Here is a 24,113-nt window from a genome sequence, read left to right on the forward strand (position 1 = left end):
TATTACCCATTCTTAAAAATCTAATGATTCTAGTTCTTTTATGATCTTTCCGGGTATTCCTACTACCATTGAATTATCCGGAACATCTTTGGTAACTACCGCTCCGGCTCCAACAATAACATTTTTACCAATTGTAACTTTTGGTAAGACTGTAGAATTTGTTCCCAAAAGAGAATACGCACCAATGATACAATTTCCGGAAATACTTACTCCTGGAGAAAGTTCTACAAATTCTCCTAATATCGAATCATGACCAATTGTACAGTTCAAATTCACTAAAGATCCTTTTTTTATAGTAACATCAGAGGTTATAACTGTACCTGTCATGATATTACAACCAATTTCGATTTCATTTCCAAAATTACCTATGTTGGATAAAGGACTTATAGTTGAGGTAAAAATGCCTCCCAAAGCGGTAAATTTATCATACATTTTTTTTCTTAAAACAGGACCACCTATTCCTATTGTAAATCTATTATCGATTGTTTTAAAATAAGACGATACTTCTTCTGTATTTTTTAGAATGGTAAATTTATTATACAAAGTACCTTTTATGTCAACATTTACATCGTCATAGAAAACCAAATCTTCAAGTTGGTCTAATTGATAAACTACTTCTAAAACTTCCTTAGCAAAACCTTTTGCACCTACAATTAGCATACTATATTATTTATTATCGAAATTATTTTAAATAAATCTTGTTCCTTTAAACCAACGTATAATGGTAAACACATAATTCTGGAGGCAATGCTTTCGGATATTGGCATTGACTCCCCTCCTGTATATTCAATAGTATTTAAAGAAGGATAAAAATAACGTCTACTAAAAATTTCATTTTCATTTAACTCTTTTTGAACTTTTAATAATAGCTCTTCACTCTCAAAAATTAAGGGGTAATAACTATAATTCCAAGTGGTATTCTCTCTTATTTTTAAAGTTTGGATTCTGGACAAATCCAATTTCGAATTGTAATAATTAACTACTTTTTTTCTTTCTGACATTATTTCCTCCATATAAGGTAAAACGGCCAGTCCTAGTGCAGCCTGCAATTCAGACATCTTACCATTTATTCCTAACCCATGAAATGACAATGGCCCGTTATGTCCAAAATTATGACTATGAAATAATTTGTTACTTAAATTTAGATCGTTAGCAAACATGGCTCCTCCTTCTCCTGTATGAAATAATTTGGTTGCATGAAAACTACAAGTATTAATATCTCCAAAATCAAATATAGATTGCCCATTATAAGTCACCGCAAAGGAATGTGCAGCGTCATAAATTACTTTCAGATTATGTTTTTTTGCAATAATTTCAATTGCATTTACATTACATGGATTCCCAAAAACATGCGTTGCCAATATTGCAGTTGTTTTTGATGTGATAGCTGCTTCTATCTTAGTTTCATCAATTGATAAATACTCTGGATGAATATCTACAAAAACAGGGGTACAATTTTCCCAAACAATTGCAGCAGTAGTGGCTACATAACTAAATGGAGTTGTAATAATTTCTCCATTTTCTCCTAATAGTTTCAATGCAATTTGTAGTGGTATTGTTCCGTTATTTGTTAAAATAATATTAGAAACCTTTAAATAGCTCTTTAACTTTTCTTCCAATTCTAAAACAAGTTCTCCTCTATTAGTTAACCATTCGTTATCCCAGGCACGCTGTACCTGCTTGTTGTATTCTTCTAAAGGAGGAAGAAAAGTTTTTGTTACATTTATCATTTTATATTTCTTGCAATTTCGTTTTGAAGTAATGCAATTCTAGGCGACATCTGAATTTCATTTGAATATACGTTTTCAAATTTAGACCTGCCATTGTTCGAAATTGCATATAATCTTTCCGGATTCTCTATTAATTTTATTACCTGCTTTATAATTGATTCTTTTTTACTTTCTATTAAAATAAGGTCTATATCTGGAACAAAAGCATTATTTTGTTTTAATTCATCTGTAATCAATACAACTACGCCATTTAAAGCTGCTTCTACAACTGTCCCCAAAGGAAAGCCATCAAATGCTCCTTTTCCTAAAATAAAGGCTTTATTTGGAGAAATTAAGATATCCATATTTTTATATATTGCTCCTAAAGATTCAAAATTTTGATATCCATAAAAACTGATTTTATCCTTAATTGGTGCTATATCAATGTCCTCCTCTGTAAAACCGCCAACCACATGAAATTTTATAAAATCATATTTATTAGCAATTTCCATGGCAAATTCTATGAAAACATCGTATCCTTTATCTTCGCCCTTTGACATATATTTAGCAGCACAAAAGCAAATATCAAAAGTTGTTTTGTTGTCTAAATAGTTTTTTTTCTCCTTCAAATCTTTTTTTAAAGATACTTGCGGAACAACTCCGCCAAAAATAAATTCTATTTTTTCAGGATCACACAGTTTTTTATCTAATAAATAAGCATGAGTAATTTTTTGTGTTACAATAACCTTACGAAACATTGGTGAGAGAAAAACTTTTTTTAATTTATCATCACTTGGAATTTCATTTAACTGAAATCCGCCACCAGGATATAAAGTAAAAACAAAAGGTATTTTATGTTTTTCCAACCAGCTTAAGTTCCTGAAAATGTTATTAATAAAAACACAGTAGAACAGTTTACTATTTATATTAACAAATCCTTTTCTGAGCTTTATTTTATTCTTTAATGATTTATACTGCTCTTCAAACTCATTTATATGATTTTGATGATTTTCAACCGGAGTACCTACAATACGATAAGCTGTAGGTTCAACTATAACTTTTGATTTTTCAAAGTTTTCAAATACATGTCTAAATTCTTCAAGTCTAAAACCAGAAGCAGGATGGGGAAAAATATCATCAAAAATTAAGACATCATTTTTTATCAAACCCTTGTAAGGGAAAAAAAAACCTTGATGATAAAGGTATTTAATTACAGGTAAATTATTTCCTAATTTACGTCTGATAACTCTAAAAACATTCATATTATCCTACTATTTGAGTATTCTCCCAATTTAAATATGGTCGAACAGTTCCTCCCCAATACCCAAAATAATCTTTTCTATGAATTCCTTCTTCTTCAAGATCTACAGAAATCATTTTATCGAGTTGAGTAATAATCTCAAAATTATTACCCACTAATATTATTGTAAAAAAGTATCTACCTTTATTTAAAAGATTTTCAGGAATAGTGCAGACACTTTTATAGGTTCCTTTTCCTAAAGGTGTTCTTTCTAAATTGGGGGAAGCTAAAACATACACCTCTTTATCATCAAAAATAGATATAGAACAATTAAGTAAATGATTTTCAATAAAATTTATATACTCGATTTCTAATCTAATTTGATTTTCAATAAAAAAAGAATCTTTTTCTGCGATAAGTTTTATAGATGTTATTTTAGCGTTTAAATTTCCAGGGGCTTCATCAACCTCCCATTTTATAGTAGTAACAAGATCGGATAGATTAGAATTATATACATCTAGAGCATCATTAATATCCCCATTAAATTTTACAGTTCCATTCTCTAAAACTATCCCTCTAGTACACAAACTCTTTACAGCCGCCATATTATGACTCACAAATAAAACCGTACGACCTTCACCTTTTGAAATATCCTGCATCTTACCGATAGCTTTTTTCTGAAATTCGGCATCTCCAACTGCCAAAACCTCATCAACTACCAAAATTTCGGGCTCCAAAAATGCCGCTACGGCAAAAGCCAATCTAACGGTCATACCGGAACTATATCTTTTTACAGGTGTATCAATATAACGTTCACAACCCGAGAACTCAATTATTTCAGCCAATTTTGACGAAATTTCCTTTTTGGTCATTCCTAAAATAGCACCATTTAAAAAAATGTTTTCTCTTCCGGTCATTTCACCATTAAAGCCTGTACCAACCTCTAATAACGAAGCTATACGACCACGGGATTTTATAATTCCGGTAGTTGGAGCTGTAACTTTTGAAAGTATTTTTAAAAGAGTAGATTTTCCTGCTCCATTTTTACCAATGATACCCAAAACTTCACCTCGTTCCACTTCAAAGTTAATATCCTGCAAAGCCCAGACATAATCTGAATTACCTTTAACAGAGCGATCATTTGTCTCCCCTATTTTCAGATATGGATCTTCCTTTCCTCTAATCTTATGCCACCAACGATTAATATCATGACTCAGGGTTCCTGTACCTACTTCTCCTAAACGGTATTGTTTAGAAACGTTTTCAGCTTTTAATATTATATCTTTTTCCAATTGTTATTGTAAATATATAGAAAGGGTAAATAGATGTATTTTATTGTTTTTTAGACCGTATCAATAAAACTCTTTTCAGTTTTATTGAAAATTAAAAGTCCAATGAAAAATACTGCAATGGTGACAACAAAAGTATAGGATAATCCTAAAATTGAAACTTCTCCAACATCTAAAAGCATATAACGTGCTGTTTCAATAATATAAGCTAATGGATTATACACAACAAGCCAGCCATAAGCCGGTAATTTATCTTTAATAAGTACCATCGGATACATTACTGCTGACAAATACATCAATAATTGTATACCGAAACCAATTAAATGACTAAAGTCACGATATTTTGTAACCATTGCTGAAATAAGCATTCCCAGACCTAATCCTAAAATTCCCATTATGATTATTAAAACAGGAAAAAATAAAACAAGACCATTTAAACTTAAATCTGCTCCTTGAAAATAATAGAAAACATAGAACCCAATAAAAATTAAAAATTGAATTCCGAACTTGACAAGATTTGAAATTACGACAGATAGAGGAGTGATGATTCTGGGAAAATATACTTTTCCAAAAATCGCGGCATTAGCCTTAAAAGTGTCTGATGTTCCTGTAAGACAAGCAGTGAAGTAATTCCAAACTGTTATTCCTGCCAGATTAAATAAAAATGGAGGAACAGTTCCTGTCTCAATTCCAGCAACATTATTGAATATTATTGTAAAGGTTACTGAAGTAAACAATGGCTGAATCAAATACCAGAGCGGACCTAAAACAGTTTGCTTATATACCGTGATGACGTCACGTTTTACGAAAAGAAGTAACAAGTCCCGATACTGCCAAACTTCTTTTAAGTTTAGCGTAAAGAACTTATTTTTAGGTGTTATTTCAAACAACCAATCATTGGGGCTATTGTTGTTCATTATTAGTATTATTAGGAACAATCTACAACTATATTATTGATAAAGTTATTCCTTAAAATTTAACTATTTTTTCAAGTTCTAATAAATTCTCGTTTTTAATTAACAAGATTATTATGCGATAAGAAAATATTCAAAAAGCAAAAAAGGCGTTTTTTAAAAAAACACCTTTTAATATTTTAGAATTAAAACTTAATCCAAATATTGCAAATTATTTATCCAGAACCTCAAAAGTAGAATTCATGCTTTTAAATTCAGGAACTATTTTTTTCATTTTGGCTACAATATCTTCATTATCATAAAAATCAGCTATACCGATAAGTTCATCAATCTCGATATGCAAATTCTCGTACTCATCCTGAATTTCCTGAGCGATCATAATTTTATTGTGATACGTTGGTAAAGTTTTAGAAGTATCATTTAACAACTCTTCATAAAGCTTCTCACCAGGTCTCAAACCAACCACTTTAATCTTTATTTCTTTATCAGGAATAAAACCCGCAAGTTTAATCATCTTCTTAGCCAGATCAATAATTTTTACTGGTTTACCCATATCGAAAATATAAATCTCACCTCCATTCCCCATTGCCCCGGCTTCTAAAACTAACTGACAAGCTTCAGGAATAGTCATAAAATAACGAATAATATCCTGATGGGTTATAGTCACCGGACCACCTTCAGCAATTTGTTTGGTAAACAAAGGAACTACTGATCCGTTAGAACCTAAAACATTTCCGAAACGAGTCGTGATAAATTTAGTAACGCTCTCTCCTCCATTTTCTCTCTGATTTTTCAGGAATAGAGACTGAACATATTTTTCAGCGATTCGTTTACTCGCTCCCATCACATTACTAGGATTCACAGCTTTATCTGTCGAAACCATAACAAATTTTTTGACATGATACTTACAGGATAAATCTGCTAGGTTCTTAGTCCCTTTAATATTGGTATGAATAGCCTGTGCCGGATTTTCCTCCATTAAAGGCACATGTTTATATGCCGCGGCATGAAAAACGACATGCGGATTATAATTTTTGAAAACTTTTTCTAAGGCTTTTTTACTTCTCACATCGGCAACTACAGCTATAATTTTTGATTCGGAACCAAATGTTGCGGTTTCCAAACACAAATTATGAAGCGGCGTTTCGGCATGATCCAAAATAACAATCATTTTAGGATTAAAACCAAGAACCTGTCTAACAATTTCACTTCCTATAGATCCTGCTGCACCGGTAATAAGAACTGTTTTGTCTTTTAATTGTTTCGAAATTGACTTACTATCCAGAACGATAGGTTTTCTTTCTAATAAATCTTCAATCTGAATATTTTTTACTTTTTGAGAAATCTCTTTTTGGTTCTCCCAATCCGAAATCAACGGAACTGTATATACTCTGTAATTGAACTCTAAACACTGGTCTACAATAATCAATTGCTCATCTTTAGATAAACTTTTATCAGCGATAATTACGCCTTCTGCAGCTACGGAGCGCATCAAAGCCGGTAATTTTTTTCTTAAAATCAGAATAGGTAAGTCAAGCATCCTTTTAGATGCATTCTGATTGTTTTTGTCAACAAATCCAACAATTTTAAATCGGGATGGAGTTTCAAACTTCAACGCATTTGCCACTGAAATAGCATTAGCATCTGTCCCATAAATTACAGTTCGAATTAACTTGGTCGTGGTTTTCTCAGAAAAATACAATTCAAAAGTCTGCTTTACAATCACACGATATAAGAACAAACCGCAAAATGACAATACCAAATTAATAAAAAGAGCAGTATTCAAAAATGCTTTATGACCTGTATACAATTCAAAAACTAAATTAAAGAACAAGAAAAACACTAAAACTGACATTTGAGAAAACAGCAATTTTATAGCATCTATATAAGAAGAGTGCCTTATAATACCTGAGTATGTTCTAAATAACCAAAAGAAAAATATATTAACACCTATTAAACTCGAGACGAAAAAAGACTGATGAGAGGTAATAATATAGCCTAATGCCGTCCCTTCAAACAGCATATAAGTAAAAGTAAACGAGAAGATCAAAACCATTATATCAATGGCAATAATGATCCACCTAGGCAAATAACTCAGGTTATTAATACTAGCTCGCAAGTTTCTTGGTGAGAAAGAATTATGCAATATAGAAGCTATTTTGGTTGATTTATCAGTATCCAATTCTGGTTCCGTTTGATTTTGTAAATTTTGTATAGCCTACAAAAGTACAAATTAAAGGTTTTAAAAAAATATTCCCTCTATATAAATTAGATTTTAACACCTTTTTTCTTTTGTCTTAAAAATTCTAATAGGTATGTTCCATATCCTGATTTTACTAAAGGCAATGCAAGTTTTTCTAATTGAGCATCATTAATAAATCCTTGTCGCCAAGCAATTTCCTCAATACAACCTACTTTTAAACCTTGTCTTTCCTCCAGAACCTGAACAAATTGGCCAGCCTGCATCAAACTATTGAAAGTCCCTGTATCTAGCCAAGCCGTTCCTCTGCTTAAAATACCAACTTTTAATTTCTCCTTTTCAAGATAAACTTTATTTACATCCGTAATTTCGTATTCACCACGTGCGCTAGGTTTAATATTCTTCGCAATTTCTACAACCGAATTATCATAAAAATATAGTCCAGGAACTGCATAATTTGATTTTGGCTCCAAAGGTTTTTCTTCAATGGACACAGCCTTCTTATTCTCATCAAACTCAACCACTCCATATCTTTGAGGATCAGAAACATGATACGCAAAAACAACACCCCCTTCAGGATCTGCGTTATCTTTTAATAATTGTTGCATATTTGTTCCGAAAAAAATATTATCTCCAAGAACTAACGCAACTTTATCATGACCAATAAAATCTGCTCCAATTACAAAAGCTTGAGCCAAACCATTTGGATTAGGCTGCTCTGCATAACTAAACTTGCAGCCAATAGTACTTCCATCACCTAAGAGCTTTTTAAAATTTGGCAAATCATGAGGCGTTGAAATGATTAAAATTTCATTAATTCCAGCCATCATCAATGTTGACAAAGGATAATAGATCATCGGTTTATCGTAAACAGGCATCATCTGCTTGCTCATTGCAAGTGTTAAAGGATGCAAACGGGTGCCAGAGCCTCCTGCTAATATAATTCCTTTCATAAATTTGTATTTATATAAACATTCTTCTTAGACTTTCTTTGTAGTTCGGCACATCTAAATTATAAATAGTTTTGATTTTTTTCTTATCCAATAATGAAAAGTTTGGTCGCTTTGCTGGAGTTGGATAGGACGAGGAAGGTATTCCTATAATTTTACAATTATAATTTCCCAGCTCTTTTATTGCCAAAGCAAATTCATACCAACTGATTTCCCCTTCGTTTGAATAATTATAAATTCCCGGAATCCATTTTGACGCTGCAAGAATGTTCATCATTGCTAGGGCTAAATCTTTAGCATACGTTGGTGAACCAACCTGATCATTAACTACATTAATTTCTTCTCTTTCCTTCATTAAACGTTGCATGGTTTTAACAAAATTATTTCCGAATTTGCTATAAACCCATGAAGTTCTAATAATAATTGAATTAGGGCATTCTTTTGTACAACAATTTTCTCCAGCTAATTTACTTTCTCCATAAACATTTACCGGATTCGTTTCTGCCTCTTCATCTAAAGCAACTGATGAAGTTCCGTCAAACACGTAATCAGTAGAAACATGAATCAGCTGTGCGCCATTCTCTTTAGCATATTTAGCAATTAATTCTACAGCTTTATGATTTACGTCAAATGCTAACTTTTTTTCATTTTCAGCTTTATCAACTGCTGTATAGGCCCCACAATTAAATATGACATCCGGACTAATTTCATTTAATTGGAATTGCAATAATTCTAAATTATCTAAAGTTACTTTTGTACGGTCAGCAAAAATCCATTCATATTGAGGATAAGAAGTAGATAAAACTGAAAGCTCAGATCCTAACTGTCCGGTTGCCCCTGTTACAAGAATCTTTTTCATTAAAATAAACTGTTACAATTTTCAATACAAGGAAGAATTTGATCTTTTTCCGAAACGATTGCTTCTTTTAAATCCATCCCCCAATCAATATTTAAAGAAGGGTCGTCAAATTTAATTCCCCCTTCGGAAGCTTTATTATAAAACTGATCACACTTATACATTACAGATGCAGTTTCACTAATAACTGAAAAGCCATGAGCAAAACCTTGTGGTATGAAAAGCTGCTTTTTATTCTCTGCCGAAAGTAATATACTAAAAAATTTACCATAAGTTGCTGATTTTTTCCTCAAATCAACTACAACGTCAACTATTTCACCCTCTAAAACCCGAATTAATTTGGTTTGAGCAAAAGGTGGATTTTGATAATGTAATCCTCTTAAAGTACCTTTCTTAGAAAACGATTGATTGTCTTGAACAAATTCTATATCAATTCCTGAATCTATAAATCTTGCTTTATTATAGGATTCAAAAAAGTAGCCTCTTTCATCTTCTATAATAACTGGTTCAATTATCAATAAATCTTTTATATTAGTTTTTTCGACTTTCATATTACAATCTAATTCTTTTATAATTTAAAAAAATCTAGAATAACTTTTTTAATTTTTTCCTTATCCTCACATGTTAGATTCGATCCTGAAGGCAAACACAATCCTTTTTCAAATAAGTCTTTTGCTATATCGCCTCCGTAATACGGATGTTTCTCAAAAATAGGTTGCAAATGCATCGGTTTCCAAAGTGGGCGGCTTTCGATATTTTCTTTTTCAAAAGCTAATCTTAAAGATTCACTACTTATACTATTGCTAAAATCTGGCTCAACCAAGATTGCATTCAACCAATAATTTGAGAAATAATCTTCATTAAGAACTTCAAAAAGTTCAACATTACGAATGGAATTAAAAATCGTTTTATAGAAATTATGATTAATTACTTTGGATTCTATATTAGTGTGCAAACTTTTAATCTGTCCTAAACCTATCCCTGCACAAATATTACTCATTCTATAATTATAACCTATTTCGCTATGTTGATAATGAACTGCATTGTCCCTTGACTGAGTTGCGAAAAAAACTGCTCTCTCTTTTGCCTCTTTAGAACTAGAAATTAATGCCCCGCCACTCGAAGTTGTTATTATTTTATTTCCATTAAAAGATAAGATACCAAAATTACCAAAACTACCGCATTTTTTTCCTTTATAGCAACTCCCTAATGCTTCAGCACTATCCTCAATAACAGGGATTTCATATTTATCAGCAATCGCATGTACTTCATCAACTTTATATGGTACACCATATAAATGGACAGCAATTATTGCCTTTGGTTTTTTACCTTTCTTAATTCTATCTTTTATAGCAATTTCCAGATTTTGTGGACAAATATTCCATGTCTCTGCTTCACTATCTACAAAAATAGGAATTGCACCTTGATAAAGAACTGGATTTGCGGATGCCGAAAAAGTCATACTTTGACAAATCACTTCATCACCAGCCTTAACTCCAATTAAAATCAATGCCAAATGAATTGCCGAAGTTCCAGAATTTAAAGCTGTTACAAATGATTCTTCTTCATAATATTTTTCAAGTTTACATTCGAATTCTTCTACATTAGGTCCGCCGGTAGTTATCCAGTTTACCTCTAATGCTTTTTGAATATATTCATTTTCAAAGCCATTTTGTTGTGACAATGACAAGTAAATTTTTTTTTTATCCATTTAAAGACCAATAATCTGAAGGATAACGACTATCATCTTCACTTACATTCGCTAATGGCAAAGTAGAAAATGAAATCAATTTTGAATTTACTTCTAAAGATTCAATAGCATTTGCATAACCTGGAGGGATATGAACAATTTTACTATCCGATTCTGAAACTAAAATTGTCTCAACAATTAATTTTTTTGAAGGATTTTCCCAATTATCTACTTTAACAAAGTGAATTTTAAAAGATCCACTCAAACAATAAAAATTTTTAGCGTCTAATTTATGCCCCTGCCAAGCACGGATCGGGTTTTCCGGAGTATTACTAATAATATAAAAACGCGCTATATCGCTAAAGGAAAAATCATTTACGTATGAAATGATTCCACGATAATCTGAAAAATTCGCTCCTTGAATAATTTTAGGTATCATACATTTAAACTTAAATTGTTTTTATTTAACAAATAAAATTTCAATGAATATATAAATAATAGAGGTATAATTACAACCAAAAACAAGAGAGAATCTTGAACTTTTTGATATAAACTGATAACTAAAAATGAAACCCCCGATTGTATAATTGCATAAAACAATGATACTAACCTATGTTGTATCTTGCATTCATTACTTAAAACCTGGTATAAATGTAAGCGATGTGCTTCAAAAATATTCTGTTTCAGATATAAACGATGAATGATTGTACATATAGTATCTACTCCATAGACAGCTAAAAACAAAAGCCAAATAAGCGAATCTGTAACTAAAATTAATTTTACAACTAAGTAAATTATCCAAAATGCAATAGCAATACTTCCTACATCGCCAGCAAAACATTTAGCCTTTTTTCTATAATTAAAAAATAAAAAAACTAAGCTTGCAATCATTGCATATTTTATAAATATACCATCAGTAAAAAATTGAATATTTTGGTTTACATACAATAACACACCCATTACTATCAAAGTATATAGACCTGTAATTCCATTAATTCCATCCATGAAATTATATGCATTTATTAATCCAATAGCCAAAATATAAGCTATTACTGTTCCCCAGATTGGAACTAATTCAAACAAACCTAAATCATAAAAAACTAAGGAAATCGCTAAAAAATGAATCGATATTCTAATCTTATTAGATAAACTTTGAATATCATCCCAAAAACTGACCAAACTAACCAAAGTTATTCCAGTAAAGAAAAAATAATTATTCTGTATATGTTGAATAAAATACATTAAGGCCGAAAACCAAAAAATGATACCACCACCTCTTAATGTAATTTCTGTATGTGAACTTCTTTGATTAGGTTTATCAATTATGTTAAAATGATCTGCCATTTTAAAATAAAGCAGCATTATAATCATCAAAACAATTCCTAAAGTTAAATATTCCATTCTTAATTATTATAATCTTTCTTTTTCAATATATTGTTCTAATTACAGCTTTTCTCTTTTCAAATAATCTAGAACTGGTTCTGGTTTCCAATTTAATAATTCTCTTGCTTTTGAATCATCAAAAGTTAAATCTGATGTAATTTTTTTCACTTTCAATGAAGTTATAGGAGCTCTCTCGCCTACTACTATATCTCCAATTTTTCCAATTAATTTAGCAATACCTAAAGGTAAACTAAAATATCTTTTGTTAGAAATCAAAAAACTTAACTCAAAAAAACTGGGATGAATTCCATCTGTTAGATTATATGTTCCACCAATTGGTGCGACTATTGGTATAAAAGAAGCTATATCTTTAGTCAAAACCATACTTTTTTTTGCTTTCCCTCCTGCAATGTTAAAATAATAGCCCTTTTCAATTGCTTTTAGCATAGCTCCTAAATTCCCGGGAGGTTCTTTAGCAACTAAAAGAGGTAATCTTAAAATTGTACATATAACATTGTTTATGCGACACCATTCTATTATAATTTTCTCAGCCTCAATCTTACTAACTCCATAAGGATCAACAGCATTTAGAGAATGATTTTCATTTATATTACGACCTGTTTCTTGTCCATAAACAGAAACAGAGCTTATAAAAACAAATTGCTTTGGCAATCCTTTATTCTCCAAACCTTTTAAGAGATTTGAAGTGCCCGTTACATTAATATCATAAAATTCTTTTTTCTCCTGATCACTTTTTGGGATACTATGTGCTTTCCCCGCTGAATGAATGACAATGTCAAAATTTTCTTTAAAAACAGGAATTTCTTTTTCCAAAAAATAAGTATAATCTCCTTTACTTCGGGATAAATCAAAAACTTCATATTCTTTTGAAAGCTTCTCTTTTATAGATCTCCCCAAAAAACCATTCGCCCCTGTCAACAATATCTTCATAACTGTAATCTTTTACGAACTGCATTAAACTCGTGTATAAAAAAATAATATGCACTCCCAATTATATTCAGATTTAGCCACTCCCTGTAAATATGCCAGGTATAAGTTACAGCTTTTAGCTTATTAGATGATAATGACGTTGAATGAACTCTATAATGTACAAGTTTCAAATTTATTCCTAATGCAATAGGACCACTTTTTAAAGCCATAAGCCAGAATAAATAGTCTTCATGCCCTATTTTTTCGAATTTAATTTTTTCTACAACCCTCATGTCCATCATTGAAGTTGACATAGCAATAACGTTGCCTTTTAAAAGATCAAAGTAACTTACAGTATCTGGTATTCTATTAACTTCCCCTATTTTTTCATCAACTTCATTAATTCTGTAATATTGAGTAAAAGATATTGCAGCTTTATTTTGCTCCATAAAATTTAACTGAACTTCCAATTTATTTTCTTCCCATAAATCATCCGAATCAAGAAAAGCAATATATGGAAATTTAGCTTCTTTTATCCCTCTATTTCTAGATTCAGCAACTCCAGAATTTTTTTCATGAGTGACTAACCTAATTCTGGAATCGATGTTACAATATTCTTTAATGATTTGTAAAGAATTATCTGGTGAACAGTCATCAATAATTATTAATTCCCAATTTTTATGAGTTTGATTTAATACCGACTCAATAGATTTTGTTATAAATCTTTCTGATTTATAAGATGGCATTATAATAGAAACGTTATTCTCAATCATTTATAATAACTTTTTGTACAAAGAGTAATAATTTTTTGCCATTATTTCATCAGAATATTTTTGATGATACTTATAATATGCATTTTCTATAAAGTTTTCTCGACGATCAGATTCTTTTAATTTTAAAATTTCTTTACAAAAATCATTAGTATCGTCTAATATAAATTTAGGGACTTCTTCATCTGTAAAAAGCTCATTAAACGTAGGAATATTGCTTGTTAGACATAAAGTCTTGCATGATATCGCTTCAATTAAAGCAATTGGCAATCCTTCACTTCTTGATGGCATCACATAAACATCATAAAACTGAAAAAATGATCCTATGTTTTTTTTAAACCCTAAAAAGAAAACTTGATTATGAACATTTAATTCTCTAGCCAATAATTTTAAATTTTCGACTTCTGGACCATCACCTATAATTATAAAACAAAAATCCTTTAAAGTTTGAAGGCCTTTGATGACAGTATCTAAACCTTTAATTTTAGAAACCACTGCATGAGTCCCCATAACAAATGAAAACTTTCCTCTAATTTCCATCATTAATTCCTTATCTATATCCGATATCGAATTTGTTTGAATTTTTTTTCTTCCATTATTAACAACCTCAACTCTGGTCTTAATCTTATTCGAATAATATTGTTTTGCAATATCAGTAAGAACAACTACAGTATTTTGAGAATTTAAAACTAAATACCAAATTTTTGAAAAAATAGAAGCAAAAACAGCATTAAACTGATTTCTAAAATCTTTATAAATAAAACTATGAATTGTAGTTATTAATTTTGTTTTATTATTAAACTTTCTTCCATGTAAATATGTATAAATATTTGGCCTTAAACCACTTGAATGAATAATATCATAATCATTTACGGGAAGTAGCTCGAAAAAACCTAATCTTGTTGTTTTTTCTTCAAAAGTCAAAGCTATTTCTTCATCAAAATAATATATATCAATTTCAATTTTACTGTCTATTAATTTCAGTTGAGGCATTAAATCTTGAAAAAGAGTAATGGAACTTTTATTGTCAAGCCTGGGAAACAGGTAAGCAATTTTCATAATTTAAATTTATAAAACAATTAATAATCAACCATTTAAACAAAAACATTAAATGAGACTATATGAAGAATCCGAATCACTAATTGAACTTTTGAATTTTAGATAAAAAAAACCAAATATTACATAATAAGTCCATGCTGTCCAAATTATTGCATTATTAGTAAAAGAAATTAAAAATAAAATTACGAGATACCAATTAATTACCGCTTTATTTCTAATTCTCACTTTTTTACTTATAAAAAAAATAAAGGTTAGAAATAAAATAGTAAAAATTACTCCTAAGTTTACTGGCAGAAGCGTAAAAACGTTATCACTTATTGCATTTGTACTTGTTTCCTGAAGTGATACCGGAACACCTATTATATAACAAACTATACTATTATTAATTATTTTCCAGAAGTAAATAAGTCTCTCTCCTCTTCCACTAGAAATATCATCCTGATCAAATCTATCGAAAAATGATGTATATAATATTTCTATATTAGAAAAATCAATTTGGGTAATTGCTAAAGTTACTATAAACAATGTAAAAAAAGATATACTAATTTTATCTATTAATGATCCCTTTTTCAATTTGTTATAAAAAAAACAAATCAACGTCAACAATAAAACCACCATTCCTCCTCGCGATATTGTGGGAGCGATGGCTATTATTGATAATAATGTCAAAAAAAAGAATTTAACTACTGACATCTTTAAATCAGATAAGACAAGAATAGTATAAATAGTTGAAGTAAAAACAGCCTGAACATTTGATCCTCCCATAATACCACCAAATCGACTAAACTCAACATAGTCATCAGCCAGCACATCCACATGTTCAATAGCAGGTATACCCACCAAATAAAAAAGAGAGTTAATCGAATGAATGACCAATATTGCTAATAAAAAAAATCTTATTTTTTTTTCAGAAATTCTTTTAAAATTCACCCTGTTAAACAGCATTAGAACAACCGGAACGAAAAATATAAATCGATCATTTCCTAACATGTTGATCATGTTTTCTTGATAAAACAAAGCTCTGCAGCCTAGCACAAAAAGTAACAGCAATACAATTATGAAATAACTAAGAATCTGATTTCGATTAATTATTTTTAAATTTTTAATAAAAATAAAAAAAACAAAACCGTATGTTATAATAGTAACAAAGAATGATAGTCCTAAAATTTTTACATTAATAAAGTAATCAAATATAGCAGCAATTCCAAAATAAAACAGGACGAGAATTAACAAATCTTGTCCAAATATTAATTCTTTATTTAATTTATCTTTTGAAATATCAAGCATTACTTTTAAGCTTTGATTTTAAATTCTTGATATAAAATTTAAAAAGTTCTGTATAAACAACTTTTACAAAGCCAAGCATATTGACTCCTTCAAATCCGAAGTTTATTACGTACTTTATCAATGCGTAAATAGTTCTGACATGAGCTAAATGAGCATTAGAATTATAGGCAGAATTGGCTGCCATTCTATATTTTATAAGAGGTTCTTTTATATAAAAAAATGAATAACCATTTTTCATTAATTTCAACCAAAGATAAAAGTCTTCACATGCAATCAAATCAGAATCCTCATTAAAAATTACTAAATCAGAATATGAAATTAAAGTACTTGAAAGGGGGATTTGGTTTCTTTTAATCAGATCATTAATGTCATCTGTAGCCTTACGATTTGAAATTTTTTCACTAATATTCTCACCAAAAAGTAATACATCAGAATAAACTAATTTTTTAGTCTGATCACTTTTGCCGTTTAAGATTGCTACTTGTGTTTCCAATTTATTAGAAAACCAAATGTCATCGTCATCACAAAATGCAATATAACTACCTGTAGCTTGCTTTAATCCATAATTTCTATTGATCGCAATGATACCATTATTATGATTTTGAAAACATTTTATTTTTGCGCTTTTAAAGCTCTCTATATGAGTAAAAAAATCATAAGCAGAAAAATTATCAACGACAATTAATTCAAAATCCTGAAAAGTCTGATTTAATATTGAATTTAATGTTTCCGCTAATAAATCTTTTCTATTATAAGTCGTTACGATTACACTAACAAGTGGCATATTTATAATTTATTTTTTAAACATTGTTTTTTCTAAAAAATCGAAAAGATCATTTATTCCCATCTCTAAGCTCCATTTGGGTTCAAATCCAATTTGGCAAATCAAGCTGTTATCAATTTTATATACTCTTTTTTCTGTGATATTATGGTTTGATTTTGCTTTCGTAATAACTAATTCAACATTATAGCGATCCAAATAGATTTTTTTTACTTTTTCAGCGATATCCAAAATTGACAACGTTTTTCCAGAACTTAAATTATAAACAAAATGTTGTTTATTACTTGTTTCAACTACAGTCTGCACTCCACTACAAACATCCCAACCATGAATAAAATCACGCAGAGGAGAACCATCTGACTGCAATACGATTTCTTTTTTTTTGTATGCCATTTGACATAAATCGTTTATAACCAACCACCAACAATTATTTTCTTCAAACAATGGTGCTCCATAACTATTTGAAAGTCTAATTATGCTACAATCTACGGAAGATTTTCGATTGTAATAATCGCAAAGTACTTCCCCGATTTGATGAGTTAGCCCATAAGGATTTTGAGGTTTTAATGTTTGGTTTTCTAAAACGTGTTCATCTTGTAACGTTCCATAAATTTGTGCTGTAGAAAAATAAATAAATTTACTAAGACCCTGCTTAGAAAATATTTCCAATATGGACCAGACTGGTGTTATGTTAACTGAACTAACGAAAGTTGGAGATAAGTTAGACTGATGATGATCTAAAGAAACAAGATGAATTACTATATCATAATTATCCTTAGCTAATTCTATTAGAAATAATTCATCTCTGACATCTCCAATTACAACTTTTTCCATCTTTGATACCCAATCCTGATTAGAAGGAATTTTTGAATGACAAAGAGATGTTACAGAATATCCTTCATTAGCAAAATGCAAGCACAGACGCCCTCCTATATATCCACTCCCGCCAGTAATGAGAATCTTTTTTTTTACCATTGATATTTTATATCAGATAAGTTTTCTTTTCTTTCGATTTCATTTGGATCATGTTCTATACTAGCTAAATTTAACAGCAAATTATATGATTTTCCTTTTCCACTGAAAGCGACCCAAACACCGGGAGGAATTGTAATTCTCTGGTAATTATTATCTCCCAAAGTCACATCGAAAAAACAATTTTTAGTCATACTGTATTCTCTGTCATCGTAAATAACAAAACGAATTTCTCCAATTGGTACCACAAAATTCAAAGTCATATCAAAATGTTTCTTCCATGGTTTAGTATCTTCACTATTAATTGTAGAAAAATAAGCTTCTCCAAAACCAAAAAAACCAGGATCAGATTTTTTCATTCCATGAAATACATCACCCTTTGGATGATGTATTTTTTTTAGCGGGGTTAGTAAAACTCCGTCTACAATTATTTTGTCCATGATATATTACCAAGTTTAGCTAAATCTTCGTATCCTTCAATCTGCGATTTTGTATAAGTAAACATATCAACATTATTCTTATAAAACTGATAATACCAATCGCTTGTATATTCAATCAAAGTATTATAATCCAATGTTGGTTTCCACTGAAAATGAAATAAGGCTTTATCACAGTTTAATTTTAATAACCCTGCTTCATAAAATTTGATATCTCCTGTTACTTGATAAGCATCTTTAGAATTTTCGAAATGCCAACGTACACTCATATCTTCTAATATTTCCTGTACGGTATGATTATATTCCGGTTTTGGTCCAAAATTAAAACTTTCACCATTTAGAGAATGATCTTTATACAAACGTTCTCCTAATTGTAAGTATCCGCTAAGAGGTTCTAAAACGTGTTGCCAAGGTCTAGTTGCTTTAGGGCTTCTAATCTCTACTACTTTACCTTCGCTCCAAGATCTCATACAATCTGGTATAATTCTGTCTAATGCCCAATCTCCACCTCCTATTACATTTCCAGCACGAGCTGAAGCTATCTGTACTTGCCCATCTTCTTTTTTGAAAAACGAATGATAATAAGATTTAAAAATCAATTCTGCTGCCCCCTTACTTCCACTGTAGATATCTTTACCTCCAACAGCATCAGTTTCTTTATAGCCATAAATCCATTCTACGTTATCGTAACATTTATCGCTTGTAATTATTATTGCTGTACAAGGTTTATCATATGCTCGCAAAACTTCAAGAACATTTGTAGTTCCCATTACATTAGTAGAAATTGTATCAACTGGCTCTGCATACGATAATGAAACTATGGGCTGTGCTGCTAAATGAAATACAAAATCAGGTTTTACATCATTTATAATTTTTTTCATTGCATCCAAATCTCTAACATCAGCAAAAAAATGATTCATTTTATCCGTTAGCCCTAATTCAGCGAACATAGAAGGCTTTGTAGGAATTTCATTTGAAACACCATAAACATCAGCCCCTAAAGAAATTAACCAAGTACATAACCATGATCCTTTAAAACCTGTGTTACCTGTAACTAAAATTTTTTTGTTACGATAAACATCTCCAAAGATTATTTTTTCTCCCATTTTACCCACGGTGCCTTACCGTTATTATAAAGTTCATTTAATAAAGTATATTCTCTTGAAGTATCCATCGGTTGCCAAAATCCGTCATGCTCAAAAACTTTTAATTCACCTAATTCTACAAGCTTTTTCATTGGCTCTTGCTCTAAAACTAAGTCTTCTGAATCACTTAGGATATCTAAAAACTCTCTGTTACATATGAAATATCCACCATTAATTCTACCACCACTTGCCTGAGGTTTTTCGTTAAACCCTGTTATTGTTGATCCATCGTCTCCAATACCAAGTTCACCAAATCTTCCAGGTGGCCTAACACCAGTTAATGTTACCATTTTACCATGTGATTTATGAAAGGCTACCAGAGCATTAATATCAATATCTCCAACTCCATCCCCATATGTTAACATAAAATAAGGATCATCGCCAATATACTTTTTAATGCGACGTACTCTAGCTCCTGTCATTGCTTTAATACCTGTTTCTGCCAGAGTTATTTCCCAACCATCTTCATCATGGCTTGTTTCAGAAATTATTTGTTCTGATTTTTTTCCTAATTTTATTGTTATATCTGAACTTCTAACTTCATAATTCAAGAAAAAATCTTTAATAACTTCACTTTTGTATCCCATGCATAAAACAAAGTCATTGTAACCATAATGAGCATACGTTTTCATAATATGCCAGATTATAGGTTTTCCCCCAATTGGTATCATAGGCTTAGGTATGTCATCAGCGACATCTCGAATTCTTGTTCCGTATCCTCCACAGAGTATTACTGCTTTCATAGTATCTCTTTTATTTTATAGATAATTTATTAATATTAACTTTTAGTTTAAATAATCATAATTGTAATCTTTCCCAGATAATTGTTTTTTCTATGGTTTGGTTAAAATCTGAAGCTTCAAAACCAATCAGCGATTTCATAAATGATATGTCCAAACAAAAATCTTTAACATCTGTTAATTTTGAATCGAGATATTTTACTTCTAAATTCGGTAAATAAATCTTAATCGTATTTAAAATATCATTTAACTTATGTGATTTTCCCGAACCAATATTTATTGTTTTATTAACGCATTTTTGTTGTAATAAATTAAAAATAATTTTTACCAAATCATCAACAAATAGATAATCTTTTGATTGATTTCCATCACCCCAAACTTCAATAACCTGACCTCTCAAGGCTCGTCGGATCGCTATATTAATAATTCCTTGTTTTTCTGAGGTATGGAACTTCCCAAAGGGATTAGAAACTCTCAATATTAAGTAATTAATCCCATATTGTTTTTCGTACAATCGGAGATAATTTTCAATTGTTAATTTTACCACTCCATAAGAACTCAAAGGATAGCAAATTTCATTTTCAGAAATTAACTCCAAATTTTTCTCCCCATAAACAGCACCTCCAGAAGATAGATATACAATATTTTTACAATCAAAATCTTTCATCACATCTAACAATCCTATCGTCGCAATCAAATTACCATTAATATCTCCTATTATATTACTTCCTGATGATAATGGAGTTGTTGAAGTTGCACAATGAAAAACTTTTGTGAAATTCCATTTAGAAAACAAACTAATCAATCTATTTTTATCAGCATAATCACCTGTCACATATTCTACCCTGTCTTCAGAATTATTTTGATAACTTCGTGATAAGACAACAATTTTATAATCTAAAAACTGTTTATTTTTTAAAATATAATCTACTATATTTTTTCCTATAAATCCAGTGCCCCCAAGTAGTAGAATAGTTTCTTTAAATTGCATATAGTCGCTTATAAATTTTATTCAACACAATCCCATAAGTTTCTGGGCTATAGTCAACATATGTTTCTTTTGCATTAATCCCCATTTGATTTCTCAATTCTTTATCATTATACAAACGAAGAATTTCGATACCTAAATTGTGTGCAAAGGTTTCTATTTCATTTTTTATCAAGATACCATTAAAATTAGATTTTATAACTTGAGAAATACCGGCAAAATCTGTAGAAATAATTGCTTTTCCATATCCCAAAGCTGACAATATTACTAATGGCATATCCTCATCTTTTATTGAAGGTAATACAAATAAATCACTGGCCATAATAAAATCTTCGCTATTAGTGCGATAACCTAACAAAAAGATATTTGATGTTAATCCTAAATCATTAATATAATTCCTTAAAAACTCTTCATCTTCTCCATTTCCTATAAAAGCACAAAAGACTTTTTCTTTTGAAAGTAATTTTTTATCAAATAATTCTTTCAATGCTTCTACTAAATATTTTTGACCTTTTCTTTCAGATAAAAATGCAACCTCAACAATCAAGAAACTATCTTGAGGAATTTTAATTAATTCAAAAATTTCTGCTTTGTTCAATTTTGCATTTGGTAACGGTACACAATTATTTACTACCAATATTTTATCCGAATCAAAATTTCTTTTTTCAATTAATTGTTGTTTGGCTTTATATGATGCGTTTATAAAAAAAACAACATTTTTATTTATAAACGCATCATAGATCTTTTCTAAAAAAGTTTTACGCTTTCTTGCCTGATTATTAACCTGATAAATAACTTTTGTTCGAACTGTCAAATAATTAGCAACAACCATAATATTACAGCTTTTTGCAGCAGGATATCCTCCATTATTAACGTGAATAATTTCAGGCTTTACTTTTAATAGAAAATGCATTAATCTAATCAAATTCCATATAAAATAGAGTCCTACTTTTTCGATTAAATAAAATGGTATTTTAATTAGTTTTCGTACAAAGCCATTTTTAACAACATCATTTATCTTAAGAAATAAAGTTTCATTAGAAAGTAAAAATAGAGGATAATTATATTTGCGATCTAAAATATTTTCATTTCGAAGTCCTTCCTCATAATCTTTATGTTTTCTATAAGCAAATAATAATGTATTATTTTTATTCAAAAAATCATTTTTCAATAAGAATATCATTAATCGTTCACTTCCACCATAAACGTAACAATCACTAAAAATTAATATTTTCATAGTTTACCTTCCCAACCAATAGTTTTAAATATTTGCATTCTAAAATTTCGGGAACTAAAGAATTGAATTATAAATGCCATTATAATCAAACATCCCATAACTAAAGCCACGATTAATAAATTCATTTTTGATTTTTCGTGTGGCAAATAACTTCTAATAAAAAAAGCAGTCATAATTAAAATTAAAACCGGTAAAAACATTGGAACAAAAATTTTCTTAATTGCTGTAAGTAAATCTAATTCCAAGTAGATGATCATTAACCTTAACAAAAATAAAGCTGATACCAAAAAAGCAACCAATTTAAAAATTGCAAATGATTTAACTCCTAAAAAATTAACTGTAAAAACAATGCCAGTCCAAAAAACAAAAGGAAGTAACGCATTTACAAAATACAATACTTTTTGCTTTTCTTTGGCAATTAACATTGAATTAGTCGGATATGTCACAAATGCAAATATGTTGCATAATACTAAGCATTGTACGACTTCTATTGATTGTAAATAATCATTCCCAACCCAGGTAAGCACAATAGAACTTGATAAAATTGCTATTACAAGTATCGGAAAAACAACAACTGGGGCTAAAATTGATACAATTTGGAGGTAAAAAGATTTTAATGCATTTTCATCACCAATACCGACAAAATGATTAAAACGCACATTAAAAGGAGAAAAAAGAATTCCTAATATACTTCTAAAAAATGATAAAACAGTTAATCCTATTGCATAAATTGCTACTTGATTAGCTCCTAAAATTTTACCAATTGCAACAGAGTCAAGCTCATAATACAATATCCATGATATGGTTATAAACAAACTGGCAAAAGCTAAACCTTTTGTTTTTTTAAAAATTTCTTTGCTAAAACGTATCGAATAAAATAAAAACTTAAAATTATAATTGTATTTTTTTTTAGCAATATACAATGCGATTACTGTGATTACGAAATTGACAACCTGCGTAAATAAAAAATATCCAACAATATCATAATTGCCCTTTTTAAAAAACCATAAAACGGAAATAATTTTTATTATACTTCCTAAAATATTTGTTCGCTGAACAATAAAATCCTCCATCCGAATACCAAAAATCATTTGTAATAGACGTTGAAGTAAAGTTGTAGGTGTAAAAATTGCTAATATTAATAGCAATAAAGATGCTATCTTATGTTGCGTAGCAGTATTAATTCCTTTTACTAAAATCTCTGGTTGTTGACTGAGTATAAAAAATCCAACTGAAAATAAACCTAAAAAAATAAGTAAAATAAAAATAGAAAAACCAATAACTTTAATTTCATTAGCTTCATCTCCTTTAGCAAAATATTCTGCTGCATATTTTTGTCCGGCTCCCATAAATCCTAAATCTGCATAAGCAAGAAATATCGAAAAAGAGATACAAACGGAATAAATACCATAAATTGTAGGCTCAGACGTTAAATATGGAACAACAATAAACATCGACAGAAAATTTAAAACAAGTGAAACTCCCTGCCAAAAATAAATTTTAATGTAATTTTTTGTATAAGTATTTTGCACGTTT

Annotated in this window: 24 protein-coding genes; all 24 read right to left on the reverse strand. The window is 29.9% G+C overall.

Annotation, left to right across the window (positions count from 1 at the left end; genetic code table 11):
* Positions 1–12: 12 nt before the first annotated feature.
* Positions 13–660 carry an acetyltransferase gene (locus tag ACAM30_RS04820; protein WP_369617478.1) on the reverse strand — a complete coding sequence of 216 codons (648 nt, stop codon included), beginning with the start codon at positions 658–660 and terminating at the stop codon, positions 13–15.
* On the reverse strand, positions 654–1,730 hold the full coding sequence (locus tag ACAM30_RS04825; protein WP_369617479.1) for a DegT/DnrJ/EryC1/StrS family aminotransferase: 1,077 nt from the start codon (positions 1,728–1,730) through the stop codon (positions 654–656). The genes ACAM30_RS04820 and ACAM30_RS04825 overlap by 7 nt, the downstream gene beginning before the upstream one ends.
* The gene (locus ACAM30_RS04830) at positions 1,727–2,971 is read right to left on the reverse strand and encodes a glycosyltransferase family 4 protein (RefSeq protein WP_369617480.1); all 1,245 of its coding nucleotides are present in this window, start codon (positions 2,969–2,971) and stop codon (positions 1,727–1,729) included. Before ACAM30_RS04830 ends, ACAM30_RS04825 begins: the two co-directional genes overlap by 4 nt.
* A gap of 1 nt (position 2,972) precedes the next feature.
* Entirely contained in the window at positions 2,973–4,241 is a 1,269-nt protein-coding gene (locus ACAM30_RS04835; RefSeq protein WP_369617481.1) for a polysaccharide ABC transporter ATP-binding protein, read from the reverse strand.
* A gap of 50 nt (positions 4,242–4,291) precedes the next feature.
* Positions 4,292–5,155 (reverse strand): ABC transporter permease, encoded by an 864-nt coding sequence (locus ACAM30_RS04840; protein WP_369617482.1) that lies wholly within the window; start codon positions 5,153–5,155, stop codon positions 4,292–4,294.
* Between the two features lie 208 nt (positions 5,156–5,363).
* Positions 5,364–7,334 (reverse strand): polysaccharide biosynthesis protein, encoded by a 1,971-nt coding sequence (locus ACAM30_RS04845; RefSeq protein WP_369617483.1) that lies wholly within the window; start codon positions 7,332–7,334, stop codon positions 5,364–5,366.
* A gap of 86 nt (positions 7,335–7,420) precedes the next feature.
* Positions 7,421–8,305 carry a glucose-1-phosphate thymidylyltransferase RfbA gene (rfbA, locus tag ACAM30_RS04850; RefSeq protein ID WP_369617484.1) on the reverse strand — a complete coding sequence of 295 codons (885 nt, stop codon included), beginning with the start codon at positions 8,303–8,305 and terminating at the stop codon, positions 7,421–7,423.
* A gap of 10 nt (positions 8,306–8,315) precedes the next feature.
* Positions 8,316–9,161: a dTDP-4-dehydrorhamnose reductase gene (gene rfbD / locus ACAM30_RS04855; protein ID WP_369617485.1), complete on the reverse strand. Its 846-nt coding sequence runs from the start codon at positions 9,159–9,161 to the stop codon at positions 8,316–8,318.
* Positions 9,161–9,709 (reverse strand): dTDP-4-dehydrorhamnose 3,5-epimerase, encoded by a 549-nt coding sequence (gene rfbC / locus ACAM30_RS04860; protein WP_369617486.1) that lies wholly within the window; start codon positions 9,707–9,709, stop codon positions 9,161–9,163. The genes rfbD and rfbC overlap by 1 nt, the downstream gene beginning before the upstream one ends.
* Positions 9,710–9,726: 17 nt before the next feature.
* Positions 9,727–10,869 (reverse strand): DegT/DnrJ/EryC1/StrS family aminotransferase, encoded by a 1,143-nt coding sequence (locus tag ACAM30_RS04865; RefSeq protein ID WP_369617487.1) that lies wholly within the window; start codon positions 10,867–10,869, stop codon positions 9,727–9,729.
* Positions 10,862–11,287: a WxcM-like domain-containing protein gene (locus ACAM30_RS04870; protein ID WP_369617488.1), complete on the reverse strand. Its 426-nt coding sequence runs from the start codon at positions 11,285–11,287 to the stop codon at positions 10,862–10,864. The genes ACAM30_RS04865 and ACAM30_RS04870 overlap by 8 nt, the downstream gene beginning before the upstream one ends.
* Positions 11,284–12,249 (reverse strand): glycosyltransferase family 4 protein, encoded by a 966-nt coding sequence (locus ACAM30_RS04875; protein ID WP_369617489.1) that lies wholly within the window; start codon positions 12,247–12,249, stop codon positions 11,284–11,286. Before ACAM30_RS04875 ends, ACAM30_RS04870 begins: the two co-directional genes overlap by 4 nt.
* Before the next feature lie 42 nt (positions 12,250–12,291).
* Positions 12,292–13,182 carry an NAD-dependent epimerase/dehydratase family protein gene (locus ACAM30_RS04880; protein ID WP_369617490.1) on the reverse strand — a complete coding sequence of 297 codons (891 nt, stop codon included), beginning with the start codon at positions 13,180–13,182 and terminating at the stop codon, positions 12,292–12,294.
* Positions 13,179–13,934, reverse strand: a complete 756-nt coding sequence (locus ACAM30_RS04885; RefSeq protein ID WP_369617491.1) for a glycosyltransferase family 2 protein — start codon at positions 13,932–13,934, stop codon at positions 13,179–13,181. Before ACAM30_RS04885 ends, ACAM30_RS04880 begins: the two co-directional genes overlap by 4 nt.
* Positions 13,935–14,990, reverse strand: coding sequence for a glycosyltransferase family 4 protein (locus tag ACAM30_RS04890; protein WP_369617492.1), 1,056 nt, complete (start codon positions 14,988–14,990; stop codon positions 13,935–13,937). It lies immediately after the preceding gene.
* 48 nt (positions 14,991–15,038) lie between these two features.
* Positions 15,039–16,277, reverse strand: coding sequence for a hypothetical protein (locus ACAM30_RS04895; RefSeq protein ID WP_369617493.1), 1,239 nt, complete (start codon positions 16,275–16,277; stop codon positions 15,039–15,041).
* The gene (locus tag ACAM30_RS04900; RefSeq protein WP_369617494.1) at positions 16,270–17,061 is read right to left on the reverse strand and encodes a glycosyltransferase family 2 protein; all 792 of its coding nucleotides are present in this window, start codon (positions 17,059–17,061) and stop codon (positions 16,270–16,272) included. Before ACAM30_RS04900 ends, ACAM30_RS04895 begins: the two co-directional genes overlap by 8 nt.
* 9 nt (positions 17,062–17,070) lie before the next feature.
* A complete protein-coding gene (locus ACAM30_RS04905) occupies positions 17,071–18,033 on the reverse strand; it encodes an NAD-dependent epimerase/dehydratase family protein (protein WP_369617495.1) in 963 nt (320 codons plus the stop codon).
* Entirely contained in the window at positions 18,027–18,470 is a 444-nt protein-coding gene (locus ACAM30_RS04910) for a dTDP-4-dehydrorhamnose 3,5-epimerase (RefSeq protein WP_369617496.1), read from the reverse strand. Before ACAM30_RS04910 ends, ACAM30_RS04905 begins: the two co-directional genes overlap by 7 nt.
* Positions 18,458–19,573 (reverse strand): CDP-glucose 4,6-dehydratase, encoded by a 1,116-nt coding sequence (rfbG, locus tag ACAM30_RS04915; RefSeq protein ID WP_369617497.1) that lies wholly within the window; start codon positions 19,571–19,573, stop codon positions 18,458–18,460. Before rfbG ends, ACAM30_RS04910 begins: the two co-directional genes overlap by 13 nt.
* The gene (gene rfbF / locus ACAM30_RS04920; RefSeq protein WP_369617498.1) at positions 19,558–20,355 is read right to left on the reverse strand and encodes a glucose-1-phosphate cytidylyltransferase; all 798 of its coding nucleotides are present in this window, start codon (positions 20,353–20,355) and stop codon (positions 19,558–19,560) included. The genes rfbG and rfbF overlap by 16 nt, the downstream gene beginning before the upstream one ends.
* Before the next feature lie 55 nt (positions 20,356–20,410).
* Positions 20,411–21,343: an NAD-dependent epimerase/dehydratase family protein gene (locus ACAM30_RS04925; protein WP_369617499.1), complete on the reverse strand. Its 933-nt coding sequence runs from the start codon at positions 21,341–21,343 to the stop codon at positions 20,411–20,413.
* Positions 21,333–22,577, reverse strand: a complete 1,245-nt coding sequence (locus ACAM30_RS04930; protein WP_369617500.1) for a glycosyltransferase — start codon at positions 22,575–22,577, stop codon at positions 21,333–21,335. Before ACAM30_RS04930 ends, ACAM30_RS04925 begins: the two co-directional genes overlap by 11 nt.
* Positions 22,574–24,109, reverse strand: coding sequence for a polysaccharide biosynthesis protein (locus ACAM30_RS04935; protein ID WP_369617501.1), 1,536 nt, complete (start codon positions 24,107–24,109; stop codon positions 22,574–22,576). The genes ACAM30_RS04930 and ACAM30_RS04935 overlap by 4 nt, the downstream gene beginning before the upstream one ends.
* Positions 24,110–24,113 lie beyond the last annotated feature (4 nt).

Source organism: Flavobacterium sp. CFS9, assembly GCF_041154745.1.
In the GTDB taxonomy this organism is placed as follows: domain Bacteria; phylum Bacteroidota; class Bacteroidia; order Flavobacteriales; family Flavobacteriaceae; genus Flavobacterium.